Origin of the sequence: Saccharopolyspora oryzae, assembly GCF_027853915.1 — a bacterium.
Taxonomy (GTDB): Bacteria; Actinomycetota; Actinomycetes; order Mycobacteriales; family Pseudonocardiaceae; genus Saccharopolyspora; species Saccharopolyspora oryzae.
In genome coordinates, this window is sequence record NZ_JAQGLA010000001.1 from 75,324 (window position 1) to 99,248 (window position 23,925).

The 23,925-nt window shown below is 69.2% G+C and carries 20 protein-coding genes; 7 read left to right on the forward strand and 13 right to left on the reverse strand.

Features of this window, described 5'->3' with window-relative positions; all coding sequences use genetic code 11:
- Window positions 1–9 precede the first annotated feature (9 nt).
- The gene (locus tag OU415_RS00375) at window positions 10–1,332 is read right to left on the reverse strand and encodes an MFS transporter (protein WP_270946433.1); all 1,323 of its coding nucleotides are present in this window, start codon (window positions 1,330–1,332) and stop codon (window positions 10–12) included.
- A gap of 113 nt (window positions 1,333–1,445) precedes the next feature.
- Between OU415_RS00375 and OU415_RS00380 the strand changes: the two genes are divergently transcribed.
- On the forward strand, window positions 1,446–2,405 hold the full coding sequence (locus OU415_RS00380) for a LysR family transcriptional regulator (protein ID WP_270946434.1): 960 nt from the start codon (window positions 1,446–1,448) through the stop codon (window positions 2,403–2,405).
- Window positions 2,406–2,428: 23 nt separating this feature from the next.
- Here OU415_RS00380 and OU415_RS00385 read toward each other — a convergent pair whose 3' ends face one another.
- From OU415_RS00385 to OU415_RS00405, 5 genes are all read right to left on the reverse strand, one after another.
- Window positions 2,429–2,950 carry a flavin reductase family protein gene (locus OU415_RS00385; protein WP_270946435.1) on the reverse strand — a complete coding sequence of 174 codons (522 nt, stop codon included), beginning with the start codon at window positions 2,948–2,950 and terminating at the stop codon, window positions 2,429–2,431.
- Between the two features lie 7 nt (window positions 2,951–2,957).
- A complete protein-coding gene (locus OU415_RS00390; protein ID WP_270946436.1) occupies window positions 2,958–3,305 on the reverse strand; it encodes a cupin domain-containing protein in 348 nt (115 codons plus the stop codon).
- 9 nt (window positions 3,306–3,314) lie between these two features.
- On the reverse strand, window positions 3,315–4,766 hold the full coding sequence (locus OU415_RS00395; RefSeq protein ID WP_270946437.1) for a 4-hydroxyphenylacetate 3-hydroxylase family protein: 1,452 nt from the start codon (window positions 4,764–4,766) through the stop codon (window positions 3,315–3,317).
- A 1-nt stretch (window position 4,767) separates the two neighbouring features.
- The gene (locus OU415_RS00400) at window positions 4,768–5,448 is read right to left on the reverse strand and encodes a DUF2848 family protein (RefSeq protein ID WP_270946438.1); all 681 of its coding nucleotides are present in this window, start codon (window positions 5,446–5,448) and stop codon (window positions 4,768–4,770) included.
- A gap of 97 nt (window positions 5,449–5,545) precedes the next feature.
- Window positions 5,546–6,853, reverse strand: coding sequence for an MFS transporter (locus OU415_RS00405; RefSeq protein WP_270946439.1), 1,308 nt, complete (start codon window positions 6,851–6,853; stop codon window positions 5,546–5,548).
- A 366-nt stretch (window positions 6,854–7,219) separates the two neighbouring features.
- Between OU415_RS00405 and OU415_RS00410 the strand changes: the two genes are divergently transcribed.
- Complete coding sequence (locus OU415_RS00410; protein ID WP_270946440.1) at window positions 7,220–7,681, forward strand: MarR family winged helix-turn-helix transcriptional regulator; 462 nt, start codon at window positions 7,220–7,222, stop codon at window positions 7,679–7,681.
- A 129-nt stretch (window positions 7,682–7,810) separates the two neighbouring features.
- Here OU415_RS00410 and OU415_RS00415 read toward each other — a convergent pair whose 3' ends face one another.
- The 4 genes from OU415_RS00415 to OU415_RS00430 are packed head-to-tail and all read right to left on the reverse strand — an operon-like array spanning window position 7,811 to window position 12,828.
- Window positions 7,811–8,785 carry an electron transfer flavoprotein subunit alpha/FixB family protein gene (locus OU415_RS00415; RefSeq protein ID WP_270946441.1) on the reverse strand — a complete coding sequence of 325 codons (975 nt, stop codon included), beginning with the start codon at window positions 8,783–8,785 and terminating at the stop codon, window positions 7,811–7,813.
- A gap of 2 nt (window positions 8,786–8,787) precedes the next feature.
- On the reverse strand, window positions 8,788–9,558 hold the full coding sequence (locus tag OU415_RS00420) for an electron transfer flavoprotein subunit beta/FixA family protein (RefSeq protein WP_270946442.1): 771 nt from the start codon (window positions 9,556–9,558) through the stop codon (window positions 8,788–8,790).
- A 24-nt stretch (window positions 9,559–9,582) separates the two neighbouring features.
- On the reverse strand, window positions 9,583–12,099 hold the full coding sequence (locus OU415_RS00425) for a GcvT family protein (RefSeq protein WP_270946443.1): 2,517 nt from the start codon (window positions 12,097–12,099) through the stop codon (window positions 9,583–9,585).
- Window positions 12,100–12,129: 30 nt separating this feature from the next.
- Window positions 12,130–12,828, reverse strand: coding sequence for a GntR family transcriptional regulator (locus tag OU415_RS00430; protein WP_270946444.1), 699 nt, complete (start codon window positions 12,826–12,828; stop codon window positions 12,130–12,132).
- A gap of 371 nt (window positions 12,829–13,199) precedes the next feature.
- Between OU415_RS00430 and kdpF the strand changes: the two genes are divergently transcribed.
- From kdpF to OU415_RS00455, 5 genes are read left to right on the forward strand one after another with little or no spacing between them, the layout of a single operon-like run.
- Window positions 13,200–13,301 (forward strand): K(+)-transporting ATPase subunit F, encoded by a 102-nt coding sequence (gene kdpF, locus OU415_RS00435; protein WP_270946445.1) that lies wholly within the window; start codon window positions 13,200–13,202, stop codon window positions 13,299–13,301.
- The gene (gene kdpA, locus OU415_RS00440; RefSeq protein ID WP_270946446.1) at window positions 13,301–14,962 is read left to right on the forward strand and encodes a potassium-transporting ATPase subunit KdpA; all 1,662 of its coding nucleotides are present in this window, start codon (window positions 13,301–13,303) and stop codon (window positions 14,960–14,962) included. Before kdpF ends, kdpA begins: the two co-directional genes overlap by 1 nt.
- Window positions 14,959–17,073: a potassium-transporting ATPase subunit KdpB gene (gene kdpB, locus OU415_RS00445; protein ID WP_270946447.1), complete on the forward strand. Its 2,115-nt coding sequence runs from the start codon at window positions 14,959–14,961 to the stop codon at window positions 17,071–17,073. The genes kdpA and kdpB overlap by 4 nt, the downstream gene beginning before the upstream one ends.
- Window positions 17,074–17,076: 3 nt before the next feature.
- Window positions 17,077–17,706 (forward strand): potassium-transporting ATPase subunit C, encoded by a 630-nt coding sequence (locus tag OU415_RS00450; protein ID WP_270946448.1) that lies wholly within the window; start codon window positions 17,077–17,079, stop codon window positions 17,704–17,706.
- Between the two features lie 51 nt (window positions 17,707–17,757).
- Complete coding sequence (locus tag OU415_RS00455; protein WP_270946449.1) at window positions 17,758–20,289, forward strand: sensor histidine kinase; 2,532 nt, start codon at window positions 17,758–17,760, stop codon at window positions 20,287–20,289.
- Window positions 20,290–20,352: 63 nt separating this feature from the next.
- Here the strand turns inward: OU415_RS00455 and OU415_RS00460 are convergent, their stop codons facing one another.
- The 3 genes from OU415_RS00460 to OU415_RS00470 are packed head-to-tail and all read right to left on the reverse strand — an operon-like array spanning window position 20,353 to window position 23,879.
- Complete coding sequence (locus OU415_RS00460; RefSeq protein ID WP_270946450.1) at window positions 20,353–21,903, reverse strand: long-chain-fatty-acid--CoA ligase; 1,551 nt, start codon at window positions 21,901–21,903, stop codon at window positions 20,353–20,355.
- A 40-nt stretch (window positions 21,904–21,943) separates the two neighbouring features.
- The gene (locus OU415_RS00465) at window positions 21,944–22,522 is read right to left on the reverse strand and encodes an RBBP9/YdeN family alpha/beta hydrolase (RefSeq protein WP_270946451.1); all 579 of its coding nucleotides are present in this window, start codon (window positions 22,520–22,522) and stop codon (window positions 21,944–21,946) included.
- A gap of 25 nt (window positions 22,523–22,547) precedes the next feature.
- Entirely contained in the window at window positions 22,548–23,879 is a 1,332-nt protein-coding gene (locus OU415_RS00470; RefSeq protein WP_270946452.1) for an MFS transporter, read from the reverse strand.
- Window positions 23,880–23,925: the final 46 nt, after the last annotated feature.

A 23,925-nucleotide genomic window follows, 5' to 3' on the forward strand; every position in this document is an offset into this window, starting at 1 on the left:
CGGGAGTCGTCAGAGAGCTGCCGGAGCTTGAACCCGGCTCGTGCGCCGCGCGGTGGCCCTGGCGAGCGCGGCGACGCAGCCCGTGGTGATCAGCAGCAGGGCCGCGTAGAACCCGACCACCGGCCAGATCGAGCCGCCGGCGGTCAGCAGCGCCTGGGCCGCGAACGGCGTCGTACCACCGATGAGCGTCGAGCACAGCTGGTACGACAGCGAGATGCCGGTGTAGCGGACCCGGGAGGTGAACGCGCGGGCGAGGAATCCGGCCAGCACGGCGTAGTACCCGGAGCCGGCGATCGTGGCGAGCGCGATGCCGACCAGGACCAGGACCGGTTGCGCCGTGCTGACCAGCAGGAACATCGGCCCGGCGAGGACGACGTTGGCCAGCAGCGAGCACACCATGAACCGGGTCTCACCGACCCGCTCGGAGATCAGCGCCGCCAGCGGCTGCCACAGGAACTGCACGACGGAGACCCCGAGCAGGACGTAGAGCATCGTCTGCCGGTTCATGTGCAGCTCGTTGGTGGTCCAGGACAGCACGAAGGTGTTGGTGAAGTACGCGGACGAGATGCCCATGATCGAGGCACCGATGCCCAGCAGCACGGTCCGCCAGGCGGTGCGCAGCACCTCGGCGATCGGCAGCTGCACCACCTCGCCGCTTTCCCTGACCTGCTCGAACTCGCTCGACTCCGCGACCTTCATGCGGATCACGAGCCCGACCACGACGAGCACACCGGACAGCAGGAACGGAACCCGCCAACCCCACGCGGCGAAGGCCGCGTCGTCCATGGTCCCGGCGGCCAGGAAGACCAGCGTCGCCAGGATCGCCCCCGCCGGGGAGCCTTGCTGCACCAGCATCGCGAACAGCGACCCGCGCCCCTTCGGCGCGCTCTCGGACGCCATCAGCACCGCCCCGCCCCATTCGCCGCCCACGGCGATGCCCTGGACGGCGCGCAGCAGTGCCAGCAGGAACGGTGCCGCCACCCCGATCTGGGCGTGGGTGGGCAGCACCCCGATGAGGAACGTGGCCGCACCCATCATCAGCAGCGTGGTGACCAAGGTGCCCTTGCGGCCCATCCGGTCGCCGAAGTGGCCGAACACGATGCCGCCGAGCGGACGGGCCAGGAAACCGACCCAGAACGTCGCGAAGGAGGCGAGAACACCGGCGGCGGGTGAGGCGTCCGGGAAGAACAGCTTCCCGAAGACCAACGCGGACGCCGTCCCGTAGATGTAGAAGTCGTACCACTCGATGGTGGTGCCGACGAACGAGGCGAGGCCCGCGCGACGGGCTTGGCCCGACGCACCGGCGAGCCCGGCGGGGCGTGGAACAGTCATGGAGCCTCCGGGGACGCGGTTCCTCCGGATCTGCGCCGGAGGAACCAAGGCGGACAGCCAACAGTTTGAATTCGGCCACCGATGCCGTCTAATACTTGATTCCTACGATCCTCATGCCTCGCAGGCATGCCATCCGGGAGGTCACCGTGGAACTGCGGGTGCTGCGCTACTTCCTCGCCGTCGCCGAAACCGAGTCGGTCACCGCAGCGGCACGCCGATTGCACATCGCTCAACCGTCCATCTCACGCCAGCTCGCCGCCTTGGAGAAGGACCTCGGCGTCGCCCTGTTCACCCGCGGCGCCGGTTCGCTGGCGCTCAACGCCGCTGGTCGGCGCTTCCGCCCCGTTGCCCAGGACTTGGTGCGCCGCGCCGAGCAGGCCGTCGACACCATGGCGGCCGTGGGCCGGGGTGAAGAGGCCGCGCTGACCGTGGTCGCCCCTCCGGCCACGGTCGCGTACCTGCTGGCACCGTTCATGGCGGGCGGTGACACGGCGGGACCCGCGCTCCGCGACGCCATCCAGGAGGAACCGAGCAAGGTCTTCGACACGCTGCTGCACAGCGACGCCGACATCGGCATCTCCACCAATCCCGCGCCGGCTCCGCTGGAATCGGCGTTCCTGGGCCGCACTCCGGTCACCGCGCAGGTGCCTCCCGACCACCCGTGGGCCGAGCGCACCACGATCAGCCTGGCCGAGCTGGTCACCGAGCCGCTGATCCTGATGAACCGGGCCAATGCCGCCCGGCTGGTCCTCGACGACGCCGTCACCCGCGCGGGCCTGACCCTCACCGGCTCCGCTGAGACCGGCTCGTCGGCCTTCGCCCAAGCGCTGGCCGCGGCGGGCCGCGGGATCTGCCTGGTCACCGACGACGCCCGCTTCGACCTGCGGGAGCTGATCGTGCAAGCCCCCGACGGCCCGCTGGTCGTTCCCCTGTACGCAGGTTGGGACGCATCCCACTACGCACGCCCGGCCATCCACGCCCTCGTGGACGGCCTGCGCGCCTACCGGAACCAACGCATGCGGCGGTTCCCGGGCCTGTCGCCGGACGAAACGGGGGTGGGCGACCTCAGCTGAGATCGCCCACCCCCGCCCTGCGGTCAGAACATCCAGGGCATCTCGTCGTGACCGAAGTCGTGGAAGTCGCCGAACCGCCCGGAGTAGAACGCCAGGCCGGTGCCTTCCCGGCATCGGAGGTTGCGCACCAGCCCGTAGAACACCGCGTGATCCCCGACCTGGTGTGCACTGTGGACATCACATTCGGCCTGCACCAGGGCGTCCTCGATCATCGGCACCCCGTACTCGCCGTACTCGCAGTCCAGACCTTCGAACCGGGCGCCACCGCGGGTGGCGAACCGGCGCGCGATCGCCTCTTGGCGCGCGGCGAGGATCGAGACGGCGAACCGCCCGGTATCGGCCACCATGCCCGTGGTCCGCGCACCTTCGGTGAGCGAAACCAGCAAGATGGCCGGATCCAGGCAGATCGACGTCAGCGAGCTGATCGTCATGCCGCAGGCGCTGTCCCCCACCCCGCTGGTCACGATGGCCACGCCGGTGGTGAAGCGGCCCATGCTGCGGCGCATGTCGGCCGCGTTCGCCGCTTGGAACGCTGGAAGTGCCATGGCCGGCCTACTCGCTGCGGTAGCGGACTTCGAAGGTGACCACGCCTTCGTCCGTGCGCCACGGACCGTGCGGCATGCCCGGCGGACGGCAGGCGTACATGCCGGCGGTGAACGTCTCGCCGAGGCTCAGGTCGGTGAACGAACCTTCCAGGATGTACACCTCTTCCCAGAAGTCGTGCTTCTGCACGCCCATCGGGGTCGAGTCGGCACCGGGTTCGTAGCGCAGGATGCGGCTGGCCACGCCGGATTCCGGGTCCTTGGACAGGATCCGCTCGGTGATCTTCGGGTCGTCGCCGGGGCAGACGGTGTACTCGACGTCGCTGGCCGGGAAGAATTCGTACTCGGGCTTCGCCATGATGACCTCTCAAGCCGTTTCGATCTTGTAGGAGTTCAGGAACTGCTCGACGTCGTGCAACACCTCTTCGTATCCGTAGTTCCGGTAGCTGTAAGCGCCTTTGACCACGAACGGCGCTCCGGCGTAGAACATCTCGTACTGCTGGTGCCGACCGGCGAACTCGGAACCGATGATGTCCCAGGCGAGTTTGAACAACTTCACGCGTTCTTCCGATGGCACGCCCGGTGATTGCACGTAGTGCGCGACGTCGCCGGCCGTCACCGGGCTCGTGAGATCGCGGACGCTGGACGGCAGCTGCAGCACTCCGCCGCCGACGAGGTCGCGCAGGATGGCCAGCACGCGCGGGTAGGTCTCCGACTGCAGCCCCATCGAGCCGTAGAGCGCGCGTTTGCCCGGCAACCAGACCCCGGCCTCGTCCGGTTCCGCGGTGTACTCGGCGGCCAGCACCGCCGATTCGACCCCGGAGACCAGCGCCGCCAGCTCCCCCAGCTTCTCCTGCACGCTGGGGATCTTGTCCACGCCGTTGACCTGGGTGACCCGCCGCGCCACGCCGGCGATGAACTTCAGCTTGGTGGCGAACCGGATCTGCGCCTGCCAGTTGCCCAGCGCGTGCGCCCCGGTGTCGAAGAACTGGCGCCGGACACCGGCGGTGTCCCGGTTGACGAAGACGCGGTCCCACGGGATCAGCACGTCGTCGAACACGACCAGCGCGTCGGGCTCGTCGAAGCGGCTGGTCAGCGGGTAGTCGAAGGAACTGGTCGCGGCGGGCGCGTACGGGCGCCGGCAGTACAGCTTGAGCCCCGGTGCGGCAGTGGGCACCACGAAGCCGATGGCGAAGTCCTGGTCGTCCGGGCCGAGCGGTTTGATGCACGACACGAAGATCTCGTCGGCGATGGCCGCACCGGTCGCTAGCATCTGCGAGCCGCGCACGACGATGCCTTCGTCGGTTTCCCGCACGACGCCGACCTGGAGGTAGTCGCCGTCCCAGCCTGAGGCCGTGGTGGCCCGGGAGACCTGCGGCGGGATGATCGCGTAGGAGACGTAGAGGTCCTCCTCCAGCAGCCGCCGGTGGAACGCGGTGACGTTGGCCGAGAAGTCGCGGTCTCCTTCGGCGAAGAGCTCCGGATGGGCGGCGAACGCGGCGAGGAAGGTGCCGACGTGGTCCGGACTGCGCCCCACCCAGCCGTGGGTGTGCTGGGCCCAGGTCTGGATCGCCTCGCGGCGCAAGCGGAGTTCTTCCCTGCTGCGGGGAATGCCGAAGGTGCGGTTGGCGGCCGCGCCCGTTTCCGGGGCGGTGTACTGCATTCCGCTCGCCGGGTCGGCGGCGATGTCGAAGAGCTCGGCGATGGTGCGAGCGACCGGGGCGAAAGCGGGGTGGGTGGTGACGTCGACCTGCTCGCCGTCGACGAGCACGACGCGCCCGTCGTCGAGGGAAGCGAGGTATTCGGCTCCGGTGCGCATGTCAGTTCCCTTCGGTCGTGCGGTAGGTGTGGGTCAGCTTCCGGCCGTCCGGCAGGACCAGTTCGAGGTCCCAGCGGGTGCCCGGGGTGAACGCGCCGGTCAGCAGCGGCAGGGTGCCTGCGAAGCAGATCAGGTCGCCGCCGTCGTCACCGGCGCGTTCGTCGAAGATGCGCAGCAGGTCCAGGGGGGTGCGCAGGTTCGCCAGCGTGCCGTCCTGGTACGGCTCGCCGTCGACCCAGCTGCGGGCCCGGCAGCCGTCCCAGTCGAAGCTCTCCCAGTCCGGGACCTCGACGACGACCGGGCCGATCGGTTTGGGGCAAGCGCGTTTGGAGTCCCCGATGTCGATGGTCTCCATTTCCCGGTCGGTGTGGTCGGATCCGATGCCGAGGAAGTACTTCCCGCTGTGCCGCACGATGACCGGTTCCACCTCGCCGGAGGTGTTGGCGGCGGAGATCGGTGTGCTCGCGGCGGTGGAGATGCTCTCCGCCGCGACCGGGTAGAACATCGGGACTCGTTCCGGCGGTGCGACGCCGATCGCTGCGAGCTCCTCGATGTGGTGCCGCACAGCTTCCTCGTCCCGCCCGGTGTATCCCGCGATCAGGGCGTGGAAGTCGCGGAACAGCAGTGGTTCCCGGGACTCCAGCGGTTCGAGGGTGAGAACGTCCGCGGTGGCGCCGATCATGCGGTGCCCCCTTCTGGGTGTTGGTGTGGAAAACGTCAAGCGAGTTCGAGCGAAGGCAGGGATGCCTGCAGGTCCCGCGGACCGCAGCGCTCCTCGGTCAGCGAGTGGGCGCAGTCGGCGTGCCGACCGCCGAGCCGTCCGCACCGACCTTCGCCAGGTCGACGGTCCGGGTCTCGGTGGCGACGAGTGCCGCGCCGAGGGAGATGGCCCCCATGACCGCCAGGTAGGCGGCGATCGCGTAGCCGCTCCCGAACGCCGAGTAGAGGGCGATCGCGATGATCGGCGCCAACGAGCCCGCGAGCACGGAGGCGAGGTTGTAGGCCAGCGAGACGCCTGAATAGCGGACTTCGGTGGGGAAGAGCTCCGAGAAGAACGCGCCGATGACCGCGCTGTACGCGCTGAAGATCAGCAGTCCACCGACGACCGCGACGACGATCGCCATCGGATTCCGGGTGTCGAGCAGGGCGAAGAAGGCGAACGCCCAGGCGATCGTGGCCAACGACGCTCCGATGTAGACGGGTCGACGGCCGATCCGGTCGGCGAGGACCGCGAACAGCGGAATCGCCAGCAGTGCCACCACCATGCCGACCATCACCGCGTTCAGCCCGGCCGCTCGGTCCAGGCCGTTGATCTGGGTGACGTAGGTGATGACGAACAACGAGAAGATGTAGAAACCGGCGTTCTCGCCGAAGCGGGTGAACGCGGCCAGCAGGATCTGGCGCCAGTGGTCCCGGACCGCAGTCCCGATGGGCATCGCCGCGGGGCGATTCGCGTTGTCGGCACGTGCCTGCTCGAACAGCGGCGTCTCCGCGACGTAGAGCCGCAGGACCAGGCCGATCACCACGAGGAGGGCCGAGAGCCCGAACGCGATGCGCCAGCCCCAGGACAGGAACGCCGCTTCCGGCATTGCTCCGCTGAGCACCGCGAGAACACCGGCGGCGAGGAGATTTCCCAGCGGTGGACCGAGGTTCGGCCACGCGGCCCAGAAGGCGCGACGCGTGGAATCACCGTGCTCGGACACCAGCAGGACTGCTCCGCCCCACTCGCCGCCGAGGGCGAAGCCCTGCACCAGACGGAGCAGGACGAGGATGATCGGCGCGAGGACGCCGATCGACCCGTAGGACGGCAGGAAGGCGATGAGGAAGGTCGAGACGCCCATCAGCACCAAGCTGGCGATCAGCGTCGCGCGCCGCCCCTTGACGTCGCCGTAGTGCCCCAGCACCGCGGCTCCGAGCGGTCGGGCGATGAACCCGACCGCGTAGGTCGCGAACGCGAGCAGGGTGCCGACCAGCGGATCTTCCGACGGGAAGTAGAGCTTGTTGAAGACCAGCGCGGCGGCTGTCCCGTAGAGGAAGAAGTCGTACCACTCCACCGCCGTCCCGGCGAGGCTCGACCCCGCGATCACGGGCAGGCTGGTGTGCGTTCTTCGATTGCTAGAATTGTCCCTGGCAGTTGCCATAGTCGACTCCTGGGTCGAACCGTCGCTGTCTGACGAGCTGCGCATCGCCCGTCTACCTGGCCGTAGACGACAACGACGAGTGCGCAGATGGTGCTGCCCGGCTCGGTGGTTGTTGGCGCAACCGCCGAGCCTTCTTACTTCCAGCCCTCGTTCCCGGCTGTGAAGTCCTCGCTCGAACAAGCGGTGTACATGTTGTATACGACACACCTGACGGCGCGCAAGACTCCTCGCGAATTTTTATTCCGTATACGTCCTACTCGACCTGACGAGGTATAGTCCGTGCACGTCCTGGCACGACCGAGGAGGCGGGAAGTGACATCCGAGGCAGACGTCGCCGAGGTGCTGACGGCCGCCATCGGCGGGCTCGGCCCCCTGACGCGCCGGCTGTACCAGGTGCACACCCGGCTGTGGCACGAGCAGGTGGATCGCGATCTCACCGGTCCGCAGTTCACCGTGCTCAGCCTGCTGGACATCCACGGCGACATGGACCAGGGCACGTTGGGTTCGCTGGCGCACCTGGACAAATCCACCGCGGCACCCCTGCTCGACCGGCTGCGCCGGCGGGGCCTGGTCGAGTTCGCCAAGGACGACGCCGACCGGCGGCGCAAGCTGGTCGCCCTCACCGCCGACGGCCGGGAACTGGCCGAACGGTTGGCCCCCTCGGTCATCGCGATCAGCGAGCAGATGCTGGCGGTGTTCACCCCGGAAGAACGCCAGCACTTCCTCGTCCTCCTCCACCGGCTGCTGGAAGCCCCGCAAACCGAAGAGCCGTGACGGAAAGCCGTCCTCAATGGATTCCCGGGGACAGCGTCCGGGCGGACTTCAACTCTCCGGCATCCGGATCGACCACCGGCTTGTCGTTGATCGCTCGGGAGACGGTCCGGTACGACACCCGCGCGACGACTAGCCGGTCCGGGTGCGGCGTTCGATTTCCTCGATCACGGCGGGGAGCACCTCGTGCACGTCGCCGATCACCGCGTACGCGGCGCGGGTGACCATGGGGGCTTGGGGGTCGGTGTTGATCGCCAGGATGGTCTTGGCGTCCATGCAGCCGACCCAGTGCTGGGTCGCACCGCTGATCCCGCAAGCGATGTAGAGGTCTGGTGCGATCTTCGTGCCGGTCAGGCCGACCTGGTTGCTGTGCGGGCGCCAGCCGTTGTTGGTCGCCACCCGGGAACAGCCGACCGCGCCGCCGACCAGCTCGGCGAGTTGCTCCAGCTCCGCGAAGCCCTCCGCGCTGCCCACGCCCCGACCACCGGAGACGACCACGTTGGCCGTCGCCAGCGTGACACCGGATTCGCCCGCGGTGCGGTCCACGATCGCGGTGTGCACCATCCCCTCGTCGATGCCGGGCGTGAAGGTGACCACCTCCACCTCGCCGTCGGCCAGGCCGGCTTGCGCGACGTCCGCGCCGCCGGGTGCCAGCGTGATCAGCTTGACCGGCGCGTGCAGCTCCGCGTCCTCGAGCAGCACACCGCCGACGCGTTGCCTGGTGAGCGTCCACGACTCGCCGGTCGCCACGGCGACGCAGTTGGCCGCCATCGGGAGACCGGTGCGCGCAGCCGCCTGGGCCATCAGCTCGTTGCCCCGGCTGGACGCGGCGGCCAGCACACCGTCCGGTTCGACCTGGCGGATCAGCGCAGCCAGCGCCTCGCCCCAGCGTTCCGGCGAGTACTCGCCCAGGAGTTCGTGGTCGAGCGCGTACAACGTGGTCACGCCGTGCTGGGCCAAGTCCGCGGTGAGGTCTCCGGGCACGGCGAAGGTCACCGCACCGACCGGCACGCCCAGCTCACCGGCCAACGCGTGCGCCCGCGCCACCGCGCTGGCCGAACCTGAGGTGAGGGCACCGTTCTCGGCCTCGATCAACGTCAGCAGCATGGTCACACCACCCCGAGCTCGGTCAGCACGTCCACCACCGGCCCGGCGGCCGCGGCACCGTGCCCGAGCACCACCGTCTCCCGCTCCGCCTCCGGCGGCAGGCGCAGCCGAACCTTGCGCAGGCCACCGTCTTTCAGCTCGGGCCGCAGGATGCGCAGCTGCGTCTTCTTCGCCCGCAACCGGCCCTTGATGCTCGGATACCGGGGCAAGTTCAGCCCCTCCTTGACCGCCACGGCCGACGGCAGTGGTGCCCGGTACACCTCGACCCCGTCGTCCACCGGGCGGCGGAACGCCACCTGCCCCGCCGCCAGGTCCAGCTCGATGCCCTTGACCCCGCCGACGATGGGCAACCCCAGCGCGTACGCCACGCGGATGCCGACCTGGTAGTTGCCCGCGTCGGCGGACTCGTTGCCGAACATGATCAGGTCGAACCGCCGGCCGTCGGCCTCCAGCTCGCGGATCGCCGCGATGATCGCCGACGCCGTAGCCTCCGGATCGGTCTCGCCGGACCCGGTTTCCACCAGCACGCCGTGGTCGACGCCCATCGAGATGGCGTACCGCAGTTGCTCGTCGGCCTCCGGCGGGCCGACCGTGAGGACCGTCGAGCTCCCGCCGAACCGCTCGACGATGCGCACCGCCTCCTCCACCGCGCACTCCTCGTGCGGGCCGATGGTGAATCCGAGGTGGCGGGTGTCGACGTCCTCCCCGCCCTCGGTGAGCGGGATCTTCGCCCCGGTGGCCGGCACCCGCTTCACGCACACAAGGACGTCCATCGGAAGTCCTCCCTTCGGTTCGGGTCAGGCCTTCATCCGCTCGTCGTCCGGATCGAACAGCGGAGTGCGGCCCACCCGGGCCACGGTCACCGGGTAGCGGTGACCCATGTACTGCACGGCGAGCCGGTTGCCCTCCACCGCGTGCTCCGACGGCAGGTAGGCCATCAGCAGGTAGGCCCCGAGCGACGGCCCGGATCCAGCGGAGGTCACGTAGGACGGACGGCCCTCGCGGTCGACGATCCGCTCGCCGTCCCGGGTGAGGATCGGCTCCCCGCCCTGCGGGTAGCGGCGCATCCCGGACGGGTCGGTGTGGTCGTCCACCACGAGCGTGCACATGACCGCCACGCGCTTCTGGTCCCGGGCGCGCAGGTACGCCTCCTTCCCGATGAAATCGGCCGATTTCACCTTGGGCAGCGCCAGATCCGCTTCGACCGGGCCGTACTCGGACTCCAGCTCGGCACCCATCAGCCGGTAGCCCTTCTCCAGCCGCCCGGTGGTGCCGTACACGCCGATCCCGGCGGGCACCACGCCGAACGGCTGACCGGCCCGCCACAACGCGTCCCACAGCCGCAGGCCCTGCTCGAACGGCGCGTGCAACTCCCACCCCAGATCGCCCACGTACGACAGCCGCAGCGCGAGCACGGGCACCCCGTCGACGGTGATCCACCGCCCGGTGCCGAACCGGAAGCCCTCGTCGGACACGTCGTCCTCGGTGGCTGCGGCCAGCAAATCGCGAGCGCGCGGGCCCCACACCCCGATCGTGCACACGGCCGATGTCAGGTCGGCGAACCCGACGGTGCCGTCCTCGGGGAGGTGGTCGGTGAACCACTTGCGGTCGCGGGCGCCGTCCGCGCCGCCGGTGACGATGCGGAACCGGTCCTCGGCGAGCCGCACCACCGTCAGGTCGCTGCGGAAGCCACCGCCCTCGCCCAGCACCGCGGTGTAGATCAACCGGCCCACCGGGCGGTCCAGCTGCGCCACGGTCATCCGCTGGACGTAGTCGAGCGCGCCCGGACCGAACACCTCGAACTGGGCGAACGCGGTGAGGTCGATCATCGCGACCCGTTCCCGCATGGCCAGGTGCTCGGCGTTGATGATCGGCGACCACCAGCGGGCGTCCCACTCGTGCGGCCGGTCCTCGACCTGGTCGGCGAACTCCTCCAGCAGCGGCCGGTTCGACTCGTACCACTGGGGTCGCTCCCAACCGCCCACCTCGAAGAACTGGGCGCCGAGCTCCTTCTCGCGGACGTGGAACGGGGACAGCCGCTGCTGCCGGTTGGACTCCCACTGCTCGCGCGGGTGCACGATGCCGTAGGTCTTGTTGAACCCTTCCGCGGCGCGGGCGCGCACGTGGTGGCGGGTGCGCTGGTTCGGGTAGAAGCGGGAGATGTCCGCGGCGTGCAGGTCGATCTCGGCGCTGCCCTCGGTGATCCACTGCGCCATCATCCGGCCGACGCCCGGGCCTTCCTTGATCCACACCGCCGCGGCCGACCACAGCCCACGCACCTCGGACGTCTCGCCCAGCAGCGGGGAGCCGTCCGGGGTCAGCGAGAGCAGCCCGTTGATGGCGTGCCGGATCCCGGCGCCCTCGGTGGTGAGGAGCTCCGGGAACAGGTCCAGGGCGTCCTGCATCTGCGGGTCGAAGTCATCAGCGGTGAACGGCAGCTGCGTCGGGGAGAGCTGGGCCGCGGCGATCGACGGGATCTCGTCCGGCTCGTGCAGGATCGGCCGGTGCGCGTAGGAGCCGACCTCGAGATCGGCGCCGCTCTGCCGCTCGTACATGAGCGTGTCCATGTCCCGGACGATCGGGTAGGCGATCTCCGTGCGGGTCGCCGCGAACTCGGGGATCGGGCCGACGTCGATCATCTGGTGCACCGCCGGGGTCAGCGGGATGGACGCCCCGGCCATCCGCGCGATCCGCGGGCTCCACACCCCGCAGGCGATCACCACCGTCTCGGTCTCGATGTCTCCGCGATCGGTGCGCACCTTCGCGACTCTCCCCCGCCTGGTGTCGATCCCGAGCACTTCGGTGTGCGGGGAGACGGTGAGCGCACCCAGCGCGGTGGCCTGCTCGCGCATCAGCGCACCGGTCTGCAGCGGATCGACCACTGCCACCGACGGCGTCCAGAAACCGGCCAGGACGACGCTCTTGTCGATGAACGGAACCAGCTCGGCCACCTGGTCGGGGGTCACGAGCTCGGAGTGGATGCCCCAGGCCGCCGCCGAGGCCATCCGCCGGTCGAACTCGGCGACCCTGGCCGGTTCCCGGGCGACCTCGACGCCGCCGCAGGTGGTCAGCGTGCCGAACTTCTCGTACTGGCGCATGGAATCCTGCGTCAGCGCGGTGATCTCCTTGGAGTGGTCCACCGGGAAGATGAAGTTCGACGCGTGCCCGGTCGAGCCGCCCGGATCCGGGAGCGGCCCCTTGTCCAGCAGCACGATGTTGCGCCATCCCAGGTCGGCCAGGTGGTGGGTCACCGAGTTCCCCACGATCCCGGCGCCGATCACGACGACGTCGGCGCGGTCCGGCAAGCTGCTCATGGGCTCCTCCTCCGGGAGTCGGTGGGATGTTCAGAGCACGGCGCGGATCTTGTCCTCGAAGTCGGCGACGTGCCGGCGCAGGATCCGCTCGGCGGAATCCGCGTCACCGTCGCGAATCGCGACGAGCAGGTCGATGTGCTCGCCGACCGCGTGTTCCAGGTGGGACAGGTGGTCCAGCACGAGGAACCACTGCCGCAGGCTGTGCACGAAGTACTCCTCGAGCGTCGCCGCCAGGAACGGGTTGCCGGTCGCCCGGTACAGCAACCGGTGCACCCGCTGGTCGAGCCGCACCAGATCGCGCTGGTCGGCCGCGGCGGTGCGCCCCAGCTCGGCCAGCAGCTCGTCGACGGCTTCGAGGTCCTGGCTCCTCGCTCGCCTCGCCGCCAACCGAGCGGCGTACCCCTCGAGCTCGACCCGCACCTCGCTGATCGACCGCAGGTCGCCGAAGTCGACGTGGCTGGCGAACATGCCCCGCCTCGGCACGACGTCCACCAGCCGGTCGTCGGCCAGCCGGCGCAGCGCTTCCCGGATGGGCGTGCGCCCCAGACCGAGCTCGCGCTGCAGCGCGCGCTCGTCGATGGTCGAACCGGGCGCCAGGTCGAGCGTGATCAGCCGGTCGCGGAGCAGGTAGTAGGCCTTCTCGCTCAGGCTTCCGACGCTCCGCACACCCGGATCGACCGTGATCAGCTCCGGCAGTGCGTGCCTGCCGTCGTGCTGGGATACCGCCATCCCCGTCACAAGTACACGGTAGATATATCAGCGCATAGAGCAACAGGTCTCTCCATGCGGAACAACACGAGGGTATGAAGATCGCCGCCGACTTCTGGTGGGCGACCGTCCGCGCAGCCGAACCCCGGTGTTGATGCGCCCCTGATGCGGCTGCTGGGGATCCTTACACGCTGCTGACCCTTCACCGTCCCAGCGCGGAGCTACGGTGATGCCGCTGGGCGAATCGCCCGACTCGCATGCGCAGAGGACTGCCGGGCTGCGATCGGACCTGGTGTGGCCGAGCCTGGGGTCATGACCGATCTGGTGTGGCTGGTGTTGCTCGCTGGTGCCTTTGCGGTGCTGGTGATCACCTTGCGGGGATTGGAGCGGTTGTGAGCGCATCCGGCTTGGTCGCGAACGTGGTCGGCGGCGTCGTGGCGCTGTTGTTGCTCGCGTACCTGTTCGTGGCGTTGGTGCGTCCGGAGCGGTTCTGATGTCGTCCGCCGTGGCGGGACTTGCCCAGGTCGGGCTCTTGGTCGTTGCCCTGGCTGCGGTGTACGGGCCTTTCGGCGCGTACCTGGCCGGGGTCTATTCCAGCGACCGGCATTGGCGCGTCGAGCGGGTGCTGTACCGCCTGGTGGGGGTTGATCCGGACGCCGAGCAGCGCTGGGGTGCCTATGCGGCCGGTGTTCTCGGGTTCTCGTTCGTTTCGATCGTGCTGCTGTACGTGTTGCAGCGGGTGCAGGCGTGGCTGCCGTGGAACTTCGGGCGCGGACCGGTGGAACCCGGGATTGCGTTCAACACGGCGGTCAGCTTCGCGACGAACACGAACTGGCAGTCGTACGTGCCCGAAGAGGTGCTCGGCCACACGGTGCAGATGGCCGGGTTGACCGTGCAGAACTTCGTCTCCGCAGCGGTGGGGATGGCGGTCGCGGTCGCACTGGTGCGCGGGTTCGCCCGCGCCAATGCCGACCGGCTGGGCAACGTGTGGGTGGATATCACCCGCGGTGTGATCCGGGTGTTGTTGCCGCTCTCGTTCGCCGCCGCGGTCGTGCTCGTGGCGTTGGGGGCGGCGATGAGCCTGGCTCCGGGGATCGCGGTGACCGGGCTGGACGGGCAGACCCACGTCATCGCCACCGCGCCGATCGTGAGCCAGGAGGCGATCAAGGAGTTGGGCACCAACGGCGGCGGCGTGCTCAACGCGAACTCCGCGCACCCGTTCTCCAACCCGAACGGCTGGACGAACCTCTTCGAGACCTTCCTGCTGCTGGTCGTTCCGGTGAGCTTGACGCGCACGTTCGGGATCATGGTCGGCGACCGGAGGCAAGGGCACGCGATCCTGTCGGTGATGGGCCTGGTCTGGGTCGTGATGCTCAGCGTGGCGTGGTGGGCCGAGACGCATCCGAACGGTCCGGCAACGCTGGCCGCGGGGGCCGCGATGGAGGGCAAGGAGACCCGCTTCGGGATTCCGGCGTCAGTGCTGTGGGCGATCTCCACGACCGGCACCTCCACAGGCGCGGTCAACTCCATGCACGACAGCTTCACCGGTCTCGGCGGCGGGATGGCGCTGCTGAACATGCTGCTCGGCGAGGTCGCCCCGGGCGGGGTCGGCTCCGGGTTGTACGGGATCCTGGTGCTGGCGGTCATCGCGGTGTTCCTGGCCGGGCTGATGGTCGGCCGGACTCCGGAATACCTGGGCAAGAAGCTCGGGAGGCGCGAGGTCACCGCGGCGGCGATCGCGATCTTGGCCATGCCCGCTGTGGTGCTGCTGGGGACGGGAGCGGCATTGGCCCTGCCCTCCACTGTGGACGCGATGAACAACACCGGGGCGCACGGGCTGTCGGAGGTGCTCTACGCCTACGCCTCGGCGGGCAACAACAACGGCAGCGCGTTCGCCGGGATCACCGCGACCAACGACTTCTTCCAGTCCACGCTGGGAATCGCGATGCTGCTGGGCCGGTTCGTCCCCATCCTGGCCGTGCTGGCACTGGCAGGCTCACTGGCCGCGCAGAAGCGCATTCCGGTCTCCGCGGGGACGTTGCCGACCAGTGGCCCCTTGTTCGTCGGCCTGCTCACCGGCACCGTCGTCCTGGTCGCCGCCTTGACGTTCCTGCCGGCCTTGGCGCTGGGCCCGATCGCGGAGGCGTTGGCATGACCAGCACACTGCAACCAGATCGGTATCCGAAGCGGCGCCCGCCGGAGGATTCCCGTCAACTGCACGCCGAACGCACCGGCCGGGTTCCCAGCGGCGCGTTCTCCCCGCGGCAGTTGTGGGCTTCGCTGCCGGATGCGCTGCGCAAGCTGAACCCGCGCCACCAGGTGGGCAACCCGGTGATGTTCGTGGTCTGGGTCGGCGCGGTGCTGGTGACGGTGCTGACCGCGGTCGCCCCCAGCACGTTCAGCATCGCGGTCGCGGTGTGGCTGTGGTTCACGGTGCTGTTCGCCAACCTCGCCGAGGCGGTCGCCGAAGGCCGCGGCAAGGCCCAGGCCGAGCACCTCCGCAAGATGAAGCAGGAGACCACCGCTCGCCGGCTGCGGCCCGACGGCGGCGAACAACGGGTTCCCGGTGTCGACCTGCGGATCGGCGACCGGGTCGTGGTCGAAGCAGGTGAGCTCATCCCCGGTGACGGGGAGATCACCGAGGGCATCGCCACCGTGGACGAATCGGCGATCACCGGTGAATCCGCCCCGGTGATCCGGGAATCAGGCGGGGACTTCTCCTCGGTGACCGGCGGCACCACGGTGCTCTCGGACCGGATCGTCGTGGAGATCACCGCCAAACCCGGTGAGTCCTTCGTGGATCGCATGATCAGGTTGGTGGAGGGAGCGCAGCGGCAGAAGACGCCGAACGAGATCGCCCTGACGATCCTGCTGTCCACGCTGACGATCATCTTCCTGCTCGCCGTGGTGGCGTTGCAGCCGATGGCCGGGTACTCGGGCTCGCTGCAGTCGGTGATCGTGCTGACCGCCCTGCTGGTGTGCCTGATCCCGACGACGATCGGCGCGCTGCTGTCGGCGATCGGCATCGCGGGCATGGACCGGTTGGTGCAGCGCAACGTGCTGGCCAAGTCCGGCCGCGCGGTGGAGGCGGCAGGTGACGTGGACACGTTGCTGCTGGACAAGACCGGCACCATCACCTACGGCAACCGCCAGGCCACCGAACTCATCCCGCTGGTCGACTCCGGTGTGCAGTCGCTGGCGGTGACGGCTCGGTTGTCCAGCCTGGCCGATGAGACGCCCGAGGGCCGCAGCATCGTCGCGCTGTGCGCCGAGAAGTACGGCCTGACCGCGGAAACCACGCCGTCGGAGCAGGCCGGTGAGTTCGTGCCGTTCACCGCTCAGACCCGGATGAGCGGCATCGACCTCGACGGGCGGCAGGTCCGCAAGGGAGCGGCCAGCGCGGTGGCGACGTGGGTGGCCGAGCACGGCGGCAGCGTTCCCGACGCGGTCGGCGAGATCGTCGACCAGATCGCCCAAGACGGGGGCACCCCGCTGGTCTGCGCGGAGCTGACCGACGGCCGGGCCCGGGTGCACGGGGTGATCCGGCTCTCCGATGTGGTCAAACCGCTGATGGCGGAGCGCTTCGCCGCACTGCGGGCGATGGGGATCCGCACGGTCATGATCACCGGGGACAACCCGCTCACCGCGCGGGCCATCGCCGGCGAGGCCGGGGTCGACGATTACCTGGCGGAGGCCAAGCCCGAGGACAAGATGGACCTCATCCGCCGCGAGCAGGAAGGCGGGCGACTGGTGGCCATGACGGGTGACGGCACCAACGACGCGCCCGCCCTGGCCCAGGCCGACGTGGGGGTCACGATGAACTCCGGGACCACGGCGGCCAAGGAAGCCGGCAACATGGTCGACCTCGACTCCGACCCCACGAAGCTGATCGAGGTCGTCGAGATCGGCAAGCAACTGCTCATCACCCGGGGTGCGCTGACCACCTTCAGCATCGCCAACGACCTGGCGAAGTACTTCGCCATCCTGCCCGCGATGTTCGTCGCGATATACCCGCAGCTGGACGCGCTGAACGTCATGCGGCTGGCCACGCCGACCTCGGCGATCCTGGCCGCGGTGATCTTCAACGCGCTGATCATCGTCGGCCTGATCCCGCTGGCCCTGCGGGGCGTGCGCTACCGCCCCGCCAGCGCCAGCGCGCTGCTGCGGCGCAACCTGCTCATCTACGGCCTCGGCGGCATCATCACCCCGTTCCTCGGCATCTGGGTGATCGACCTGCTCATCCGCCTCGTCCCAGGAATCGGGTGAACCATGCGCTCCACGCTCGCGCGGCAGACGTCGGCCGGCCTGCGGTTGCTGCTGGCGATGACCGTCCTCACCGGCATCCTGTACCCGCTGGCCGTCTGGGGCGTGACCCGGCTGCCCGGCCTGGTCGGCAACGCCGAAGGCTCGATCATCACCCACCACGGCAGCCCGGTCGGCTCGGAACTGATCGGCATCGACCTGGTCGACCCGCGGGCACGAGCCGACCCCGCGCTCGATCGGTACTTCCACACCCGGCCCTCGGCCTCCGCCAAGACCCCGCTCGGGCCGGGCGATCCCGCGACCACCGGAGGCTCGAACCTCGCCGCGGACAGCCGCGCACTGCTCGCCGCGGTCCAGGAACGCAAGCAGGCCATCGCGCTGCGCGAGGCAGTGGCACCGCAGCAGGTGCCCGCCGACGCGGTCACCGCCTCGGCCAGCGGCGTCGACCCGCAGATCAGCCCCGACTACGCCCACCTGCAGGTACCTCGCGTGGCCCGCAACAACGGCCTGCCCGAACAGCAGGTGCGCGCGATCGTCGACGCCCGCACCCGCGGCCGCGATGGCGGGTTCCTCGGTGACCTCGCCGTCAACGTGCTTCAGCTCAACCTCGCGGTGGCCGAGGCCGCGCACAGCTGACCCGAACGCGCATCTGTGGGACCGGGGCGAGCACCGTAGGACACTGGAACCATGACCGGCACGACTCCCCGCAACCGGGGGGAGCTGCGCATCTACTTCGGCTCGGCTCCCGGCGTGGGCAAGACCTACGCCATGCTCGGCGAAGCCCACCGCAGGCTCTCGCGCGGCACCGATGTGGTCGTCGGCTACGTCGAGACCCACGGCCGCGCCAAGATCGCCGAACAGCTCGAAGGGCTGGAGACCGTCCCCCGCAAAACGCTGCACCACCGGGACGTGGCGCTCACCGAGATGGACCTCGACGCCGTGCTGGCCCGCCAACCCGAAGTCGCGCTGGTCGACGAACTCGCCCACACCAACGTGCCCGGCTCCCGCAACGCCAAGCGCTGGCAGGACGTCGAGGAACTCCTCGACGCCGGGATCACGGTGCTGTCCACGGTCAACGTCCAGCACCTGGAAAGCCTCAACGACGCCGTCGAACGCATCACCGGCATCCGCCAGCGCGAGACCGTCCCGGACGAAGTGGTCCGCCGCGCCGAGCAGATCGAACTGGTCGACATCACCCCCGAAGCCCTGCGGCGGCGCATGGCGCACGGCAACATCTACCCAGCCAACAAGATCGACGCCGCCCTGAGCAACTACTTCCGGCCCGGCAACCTCACCGCGCTGCGCGAACTCGCGCTGCTGTGGGTGGCCGATCAAGTCGACGTCGCCCTGCAGCGCTACCGCGAGCAGAAGCACATCAGCGACACCTGGGAAGCCCGCGAGCGGGTGGTCGCGGCCATCACCGGCGGCCCCGAGAGCGACACGCTCATCCGGCGCGCCCGGCGGATCGCCGCCCGCGCCGGCGCCGACCTGCTCGTGCTGCACGTGCTGCGCAGCGACGGCCTCGCCGGCACCTCCCCCGGCAGCCTCGCCCGCCTGCGGGAACTGGCCGACAGCGTCGGCGCGACCTTCCACACCGTGGTCGGCGACGACGTGCCCGAAACCCTCCTGGACTTCGCCCGCAGCGTGGACGCCACCCAGCTCGTGCTGGGCACCTCGCGCCGCCCCCGCTGGGCCAGGACGTTCGACGAGGGCATCGGCGCCACCACGGTGCAGAAGTCCGGCACCATCGACGTGCACATGGTCACCCACCCCGAAGCCCGGCGCGGACTGCGCTTCCCCCGCGCACCCCGCAACCCGCTCTCGCGCACCCGGCAAAGCTGGGGTTGGGTGCTGGCCCTGCTCGCCCCGGCGATCGTCACCGCGACGACGCTCTGGCTGGAAGCCCGGATGTCACTGGTCAACGCCTCGCTCGGCTACTTCCTGGCGACCGTGCTCGTCGCCCTCGTCGGCGGCATCGCACCCGCGGTGACCACCGCGCTGCTCGGCGGCGGACTGCTCAACTTCTTCCTGACCGAACCCCGCTACACGTTGGCCATCGCCGACCCGCAGAACGTCGCCACCGTCACCATCATGGTCCTGGTCGGACTCCTGGTGGCCGTCGTGGTCGACCGCGCGGCGCGCCTGGCCGAGAAGGCCGCGCGGGCGCGCACCGAAGCCGCCCTGCTCGCCTCCTACTCACGCACCGTGCTCACCCACCCCGAACCGCTGCAACGCCTGCTGGAGAAGGTCGTGGAGAACTTCGGCCAATCCTCGGCGGCCCTCGTGGAACGGCGAAACGGCCAGTGGCACCTCGCCGCCTCGACCGGCCTCAACCCCTGCACCAACCCCGCAGCGGCCGACGTCGACATCGAGATCAACCCCGACGTGCACCTCGTGCTGCGCGGACGCGCCAGCAGCGGCAGCTTCGACCCGGCGGACCGGATCGTGCTGGAAGGTGCTGCCGGCCAGGCCTTGGTGGCCCTGCGCCAGCAGCGCACTGCCCAGGAAGCCGTCGAAACCCAGCGCGAGGCCGACGCCGCCCGGCTGCGCACCGCCCTGCTCTCCGCCGTCGGCCACGACTTGCGCACCCCGCTGGCATCGATGAAGGCCACCGTCAGCACCCTGCTGTCCCCGGATGTCGAACTCGCCGAGTCCGACTCCCACGAACTGCTGGTCGGCCTCTCCGAGTCCCTCAACCAACTCACCAAGCTGGTCGGCAACCTGCTGGACTCCTCCCGGCTGGCCACCGGCGCCGTCACCCCCCAGCTGCAGCCCGTGACCTACGACGAGGTCGTCGCGCAAGGCCTGGCGCAGCTGGACAAGAAGGGCATCGTCACCACCGACATCGACGAGCAGCTCCCCGCCGTGCTCGCCGACCCCGGGCTGCTCGAACGCGTGGTGGCCAACGTGCTGAACAACGCGCTCACCCACGGTCGGCACCCCGGTCAGGACCCCGACGTGCTCGTCCAGGCCAGCGAATACGCCGGACGCGTCGAACTCCGCATCATCGACCACGGCCCCGGCCTGCCCAAGCACGCCGCAGACATCCTCTTCGCGCCCTTCCAACGACTCGACGACCGCAACCACACCGGCATCGGACTCGGCCTCAACGTGGCCAAAGGCTTCACCGAAGCCATGAACGGGGAGATCCGCGCCGAGGACACCCCGGGCGGCGGACTCACCATCGTGATCTCACTCCCCGCCGCGCCGCACCCCTGACCGTCGACGACCTCCACGAACCGCGCACCGCCCTCCTCTCGCGAACCCGACCAGGCATGATGTTCACCTCAGCTCGCGTTTGAGGATCTTCCCGGTAGCGGTCATCGGGAGCGCGTTGACGAACTCGACAGCGCGCGGGTACTTGTAACCCGCGAGTCGCTCCTTGGCCCAGGCGATGATCTCCTCTTCCGTCGTCCGCGCCGTCTTCTCCAGGACCACGTACGCCTTGACCTCCTCGCCGTGGCTTTCGTCCGGAATCCCGACGACCGCCGCCAGCGAGACGGCGTCGTGCCCCATCAGCACCTCTTCCACTTCGCGCGGGTAGACGTTGAACCCACCTCGGACGATCATGTCCTTGGTGCGGTCGACGATGTAGTAGAAGCCGTCGTCGTCCCTGCGAGCGAGATCACCAGTGCGGAACCACCCGTTGCGCATGACTTCGGCGGTCGCCGCCGGCCGGTCGAGGTAGCCCTTCATGACGTTGTGGCCGCGGATGGCGATCTCCCCGACCCTGTCGGCTCCGGCGACCGGGTTCCAGTGCTCGTCGACCAGCTCGACCTCAACACCCCACACCGGCACGCCGATCGATCCCGGGCGCGGAGGATGGCCCGCGGGGCTGAACACGGCCAGCGGCGAGGTTTCGGACAGACCGTAGCCTTCGCGGATCTGCACGCCGAAGCGCTGCTCGAACTGCTCGTGGATGTCCACCGGCAGGGCCGCACCACCGGAGATGGCCAGTCGCAGATTTCGCGCGATCCGTCCGACTTCCACGCCGTCGTCCAGCGCGCCGAGCAAGGCCCAGTACATGGTCGGGACACCGGCGAACACCGTGACCTCTTCACGCCCCAGCAATCCCAGTGCCGCACCCGCTTCGAATCGCGGCAGCAGGACCAGGGTCGCACCGACCGAGAATCCCGCGTTCATGTTGATGCTCTGCCCGAAGGAGTGGAACAGGGGCAGGACGACCAGATGGGTGTCGCGCTGCGCGGGAGTGCTTCCGAAGAGCTGATTTGCCGTCAGCGCGTTCAGCACCATGTTGGCGTGGGTGAGTTCGGCGCCCTTCGTTTTTCCCGTGGTGCCGCTGGTGTAGAGGATCACCGCCGTGTCGGTGGCCTCGCGCACGACCGGCTCGAACTCCGCCGACTGGTTCGCGAGGGCACGGGTCAGGGTCTCCGCGTTCTCGATCGAGGAGATCTCGGCCGGTTCCGGGGTGATGACGAACAAGTCGCGGCAGCTCGCTGTCCGGGCGAAAGCTGCGGACCCATGCCGTCCCGTCTGCAGGACCGGGGTCCCTTCGAACGCGAAGTAGGCCCGTGCACCTGAATCGGCCAGGTGGTAGGCGATTTCCCGTTCCTTGAGCAGCACGTTGAGCGGTACTACGACTGCCCCGGCCTTGAGGATGCCGTAGTACACGGCGGCGAACTCCGGCAGGTTCGGGCAGCTGATGGCGACCCTGTCGCCGGGCTCGATTCCGCGTGACACCAACAAGTTGGCGATCTGGTCGGCCTGCGCACCGAGCTCCGCGTAGCTGAGCCTGCGGTCACCGCAAACCACAGCATCCCGCTCCGGGAAGCTGCGAACCGAGTCGTCGAGGAGCATTGCCAGGTTCAGCACGACTCACTCCTGGAACGTTGATCTGGAGTTGCCACTGGGGTCACGAGCGGCCTTCCTCGCGGTCGAGGTCATCGATGAGTTCTTCGGCTCGTGGCCATGGTCCGTAGCCCGCGGCTGGGTTCAGGTGTCCGGCGGCCCCGATGTCGACCAGCCTGCTGCCCCAGTCCCGAGCCATCTCGGCGACTCGGTAGAAGCGCGCAAGGGGGTCGTTGGTGCTCGCCGCGACGATGCTGGGGAACGGGAGAGCTTGTCGGGGTGTGGGGAGCCAGCCGTTGCGGCGCAGGTCGTCGGGTGTCGGATATCCGTCGGGCAGCGGCGATTCGAAGTCCGGTGGAGTTGCCAGGAGCGCGGCGCGGACCTCGCGGGAATGCCGCTGCGCCCAGTGCGCTGTGATCATCACACCGGCGCTGTGGGCGACCAGGATGACGGGGCCGTCGATGTCGGCCAGGACACCGTCGAGTGCCGCCACTCGAGCTTCCCGGCTGAGCTTGTCGTGTTCGAGCGGCGGCACGGTGCGCACCTTCCGCAGCTTCCCGGCCAGGTGGGTCTGCCAGTGATCGGCGACGTGGTCGCGCAGTCCTGGGACGATCACGACCGTCGCGGTCCCTGCTTCGTTCACCTGTGACTCCGATCTTCTGCTCCGGTCAGGCCGGAGGCTGGTGGGTGTTCAGTGCCGCGAGCCGCCGCAAACCTGCCGGGTAGGTGCGCTTCCCGACCAGCAATGCGGTGACCGCTCCGATGTAGACGAGGGGCATCAGCTGCAGTGCCGCCAGCAGCCCGAGGCCGTCGGCCAGAATCCCGACGACGAAGGGACCCGCGGCCAGGCCGAGCAGGCTGTTGGACAGGGTGAGCGCCCCGAACCCGCTGGCGCGCAAGGACGAATGGGTGAGGTTGGCGACCATGGCAGTGGCAGGACCGGAAGCACCTGCGGAGAAGAACGCACCGAGCCCGAGCACGACGAGCTGCAGAGAACTCGCCTGGAGCTGGAATCCGATGGCGAGCAGCAGCGCTGATGCGGCGCTGTAGCTGATCGCGGTGGTCCACTTCCGCTCCGGACGCCGCTTGCTCGCCCGGTCCGTGATGACGCCGCAGACGATCATCCCGGCACCGATGAGCAGGACCAGGATCGCCGAGACCAGCCCCGCGGTGTCCGGGCTCATGGCGTGGTAGCGGTTGAGGTAGCTGGGTGTCCAGACCAGCAGAACTGCGGCCACGAACATCTGCAGGCCGCTGCCGAGGTAGACGCAGCACACCGAGGCGTTGGAGAACAGGCTGGAGAACGGCGCGCGCTGCCCGGCGTTCGCCGCCAGCTCGTCGACAGCGGTCGCCTCGTCCTCGTGCTGGTACCGGTCCAGTCTGCGCTGGGTGACGACCAGTCGGAACAGGACGATGAGCACCAGACCGATGGCGGCCATGAACGCCAGCGCCCAACGCCAACCGAACTGGACTGCGATGACGCCGCCGAGGGCGACGCCGATCGTCGAGCCGAACGACCCACCTGCCATGAACGCCCCGCCGAACGTGGCGCGGACGCTCGGTGCGAACACGCTGAGCACCACCGCGATCCCGACGCTGCCGTAAGCGGCTTCACCCGCTCCGACGAGGAATCGCGCACCGAGCATCTGGTCGTAGTCGCCGGCGATCGCGCACAGCACCGTCGCCAGGCTCCAGATGGTTGCCATCAGGACCAGGCTCCGGACCCGCCCCCACCGGTCCGCGAGTATCGAGAGGGGGAAGGTGAGCACGGCTACCGTCAGCGCCACCACGCTGGTGAGCGACGCCAGCTGGGAATCGGACAGCAGCCATTCGGCCTTCAGGAAGGGGAAGACCGCGTTGAGGACCTGCCTGGACATGTAGTCCGACAGCAGCAGCCCGAAGGTCAGGGCGAACACCGCCCACGGGTAGATCCTCGACCTCGGCACCTCGCGGTCAGGTCTCGTGGGCAGTTCTTCGGCAGGCAGAGCACGTGACTTCATCGTCACTCCTCGACTCGCAGTTCCGTCCGATGTGGAGCTCGTCCCC

Excerpts from the sequence above, each read along its gene's own strand:
- OU415_RS00375 (WP_270946433.1), bottom strand. The coding sequence starts at position 1,332 with ATGACTGTTCCACGCCCCGCCGGGCTCGCCGGTGCGTCGGGCCAAGCC.
- OU415_RS00380 (WP_270946434.1), top strand. The coding sequence starts at position 1,446 with ATGCCTCGCAGGCATGCCATCCGGGAGGTCACCGTGGAACTGCGGGTG.
- OU415_RS00385 (WP_270946435.1), bottom strand. The coding sequence starts at position 2,950 with ATGGCACTTCCAGCGTTCCAAGCGGCGAACGCGGCCGACATGCGCCGC.
- OU415_RS00390 (WP_270946436.1), bottom strand. The coding sequence starts at position 3,305 with ATGGCGAAGCCCGAGTACGAATTCTTCCCGGCCAGCGACGTCGAGTAC.
- OU415_RS00395 (WP_270946437.1), bottom strand. The coding sequence starts at position 4,766 with ATGCGCACCGGAGCCGAATACCTCGCTTCCCTCGACGACGGGCGCGTC.
- OU415_RS00400 (WP_270946438.1), bottom strand. The coding sequence starts at position 5,448 with ATGATCGGCGCCACCGCGGACGTTCTCACCCTCGAACCGCTGGAGTCC.
- OU415_RS00415 (WP_270946441.1), bottom strand. The coding sequence starts at position 8,785 with ATGCTGCTGACGTTGATCGAGGCCGAGAACGGTGCCCTCACCTCAGGT.
- OU415_RS00420 (WP_270946442.1), bottom strand. The coding sequence starts at position 9,558 with ATGGACGTCCTTGTGTGCGTGAAGCGGGTGCCGGCCACCGGGGCGAAG.
- OU415_RS00425 (WP_270946443.1), bottom strand. The coding sequence starts at position 12,099 with ATGAGCAGCTTGCCGGACCGCGCCGACGTCGTCGTGATCGGCGCCGGG.
- OU415_RS00430 (WP_270946444.1), bottom strand. The coding sequence starts at position 12,828 with ATGGCGGTATCCCAGCACGACGGCAGGCACGCACTGCCGGAGCTGATC.
- kdpA (WP_270946446.1), top strand. The coding sequence starts at position 13,301 with ATGTCGTCCGCCGTGGCGGGACTTGCCCAGGTCGGGCTCTTGGTCGTT.
- kdpB (WP_270946447.1), top strand. The coding sequence starts at position 14,959 with ATGACCAGCACACTGCAACCAGATCGGTATCCGAAGCGGCGCCCGCCG.
- OU415_RS00450 (WP_270946448.1), top strand. The coding sequence starts at position 17,077 with ATGCGCTCCACGCTCGCGCGGCAGACGTCGGCCGGCCTGCGGTTGCTG.
- OU415_RS00455 (WP_270946449.1), top strand. The coding sequence starts at position 17,758 with ATGACCGGCACGACTCCCCGCAACCGGGGGGAGCTGCGCATCTACTTC.
- OU415_RS00470 (WP_270946452.1), bottom strand. The coding sequence starts at position 23,879 with ATGAAGTCACGTGCTCTGCCTGCCGAAGAACTGCCCACGAGACCTGAC.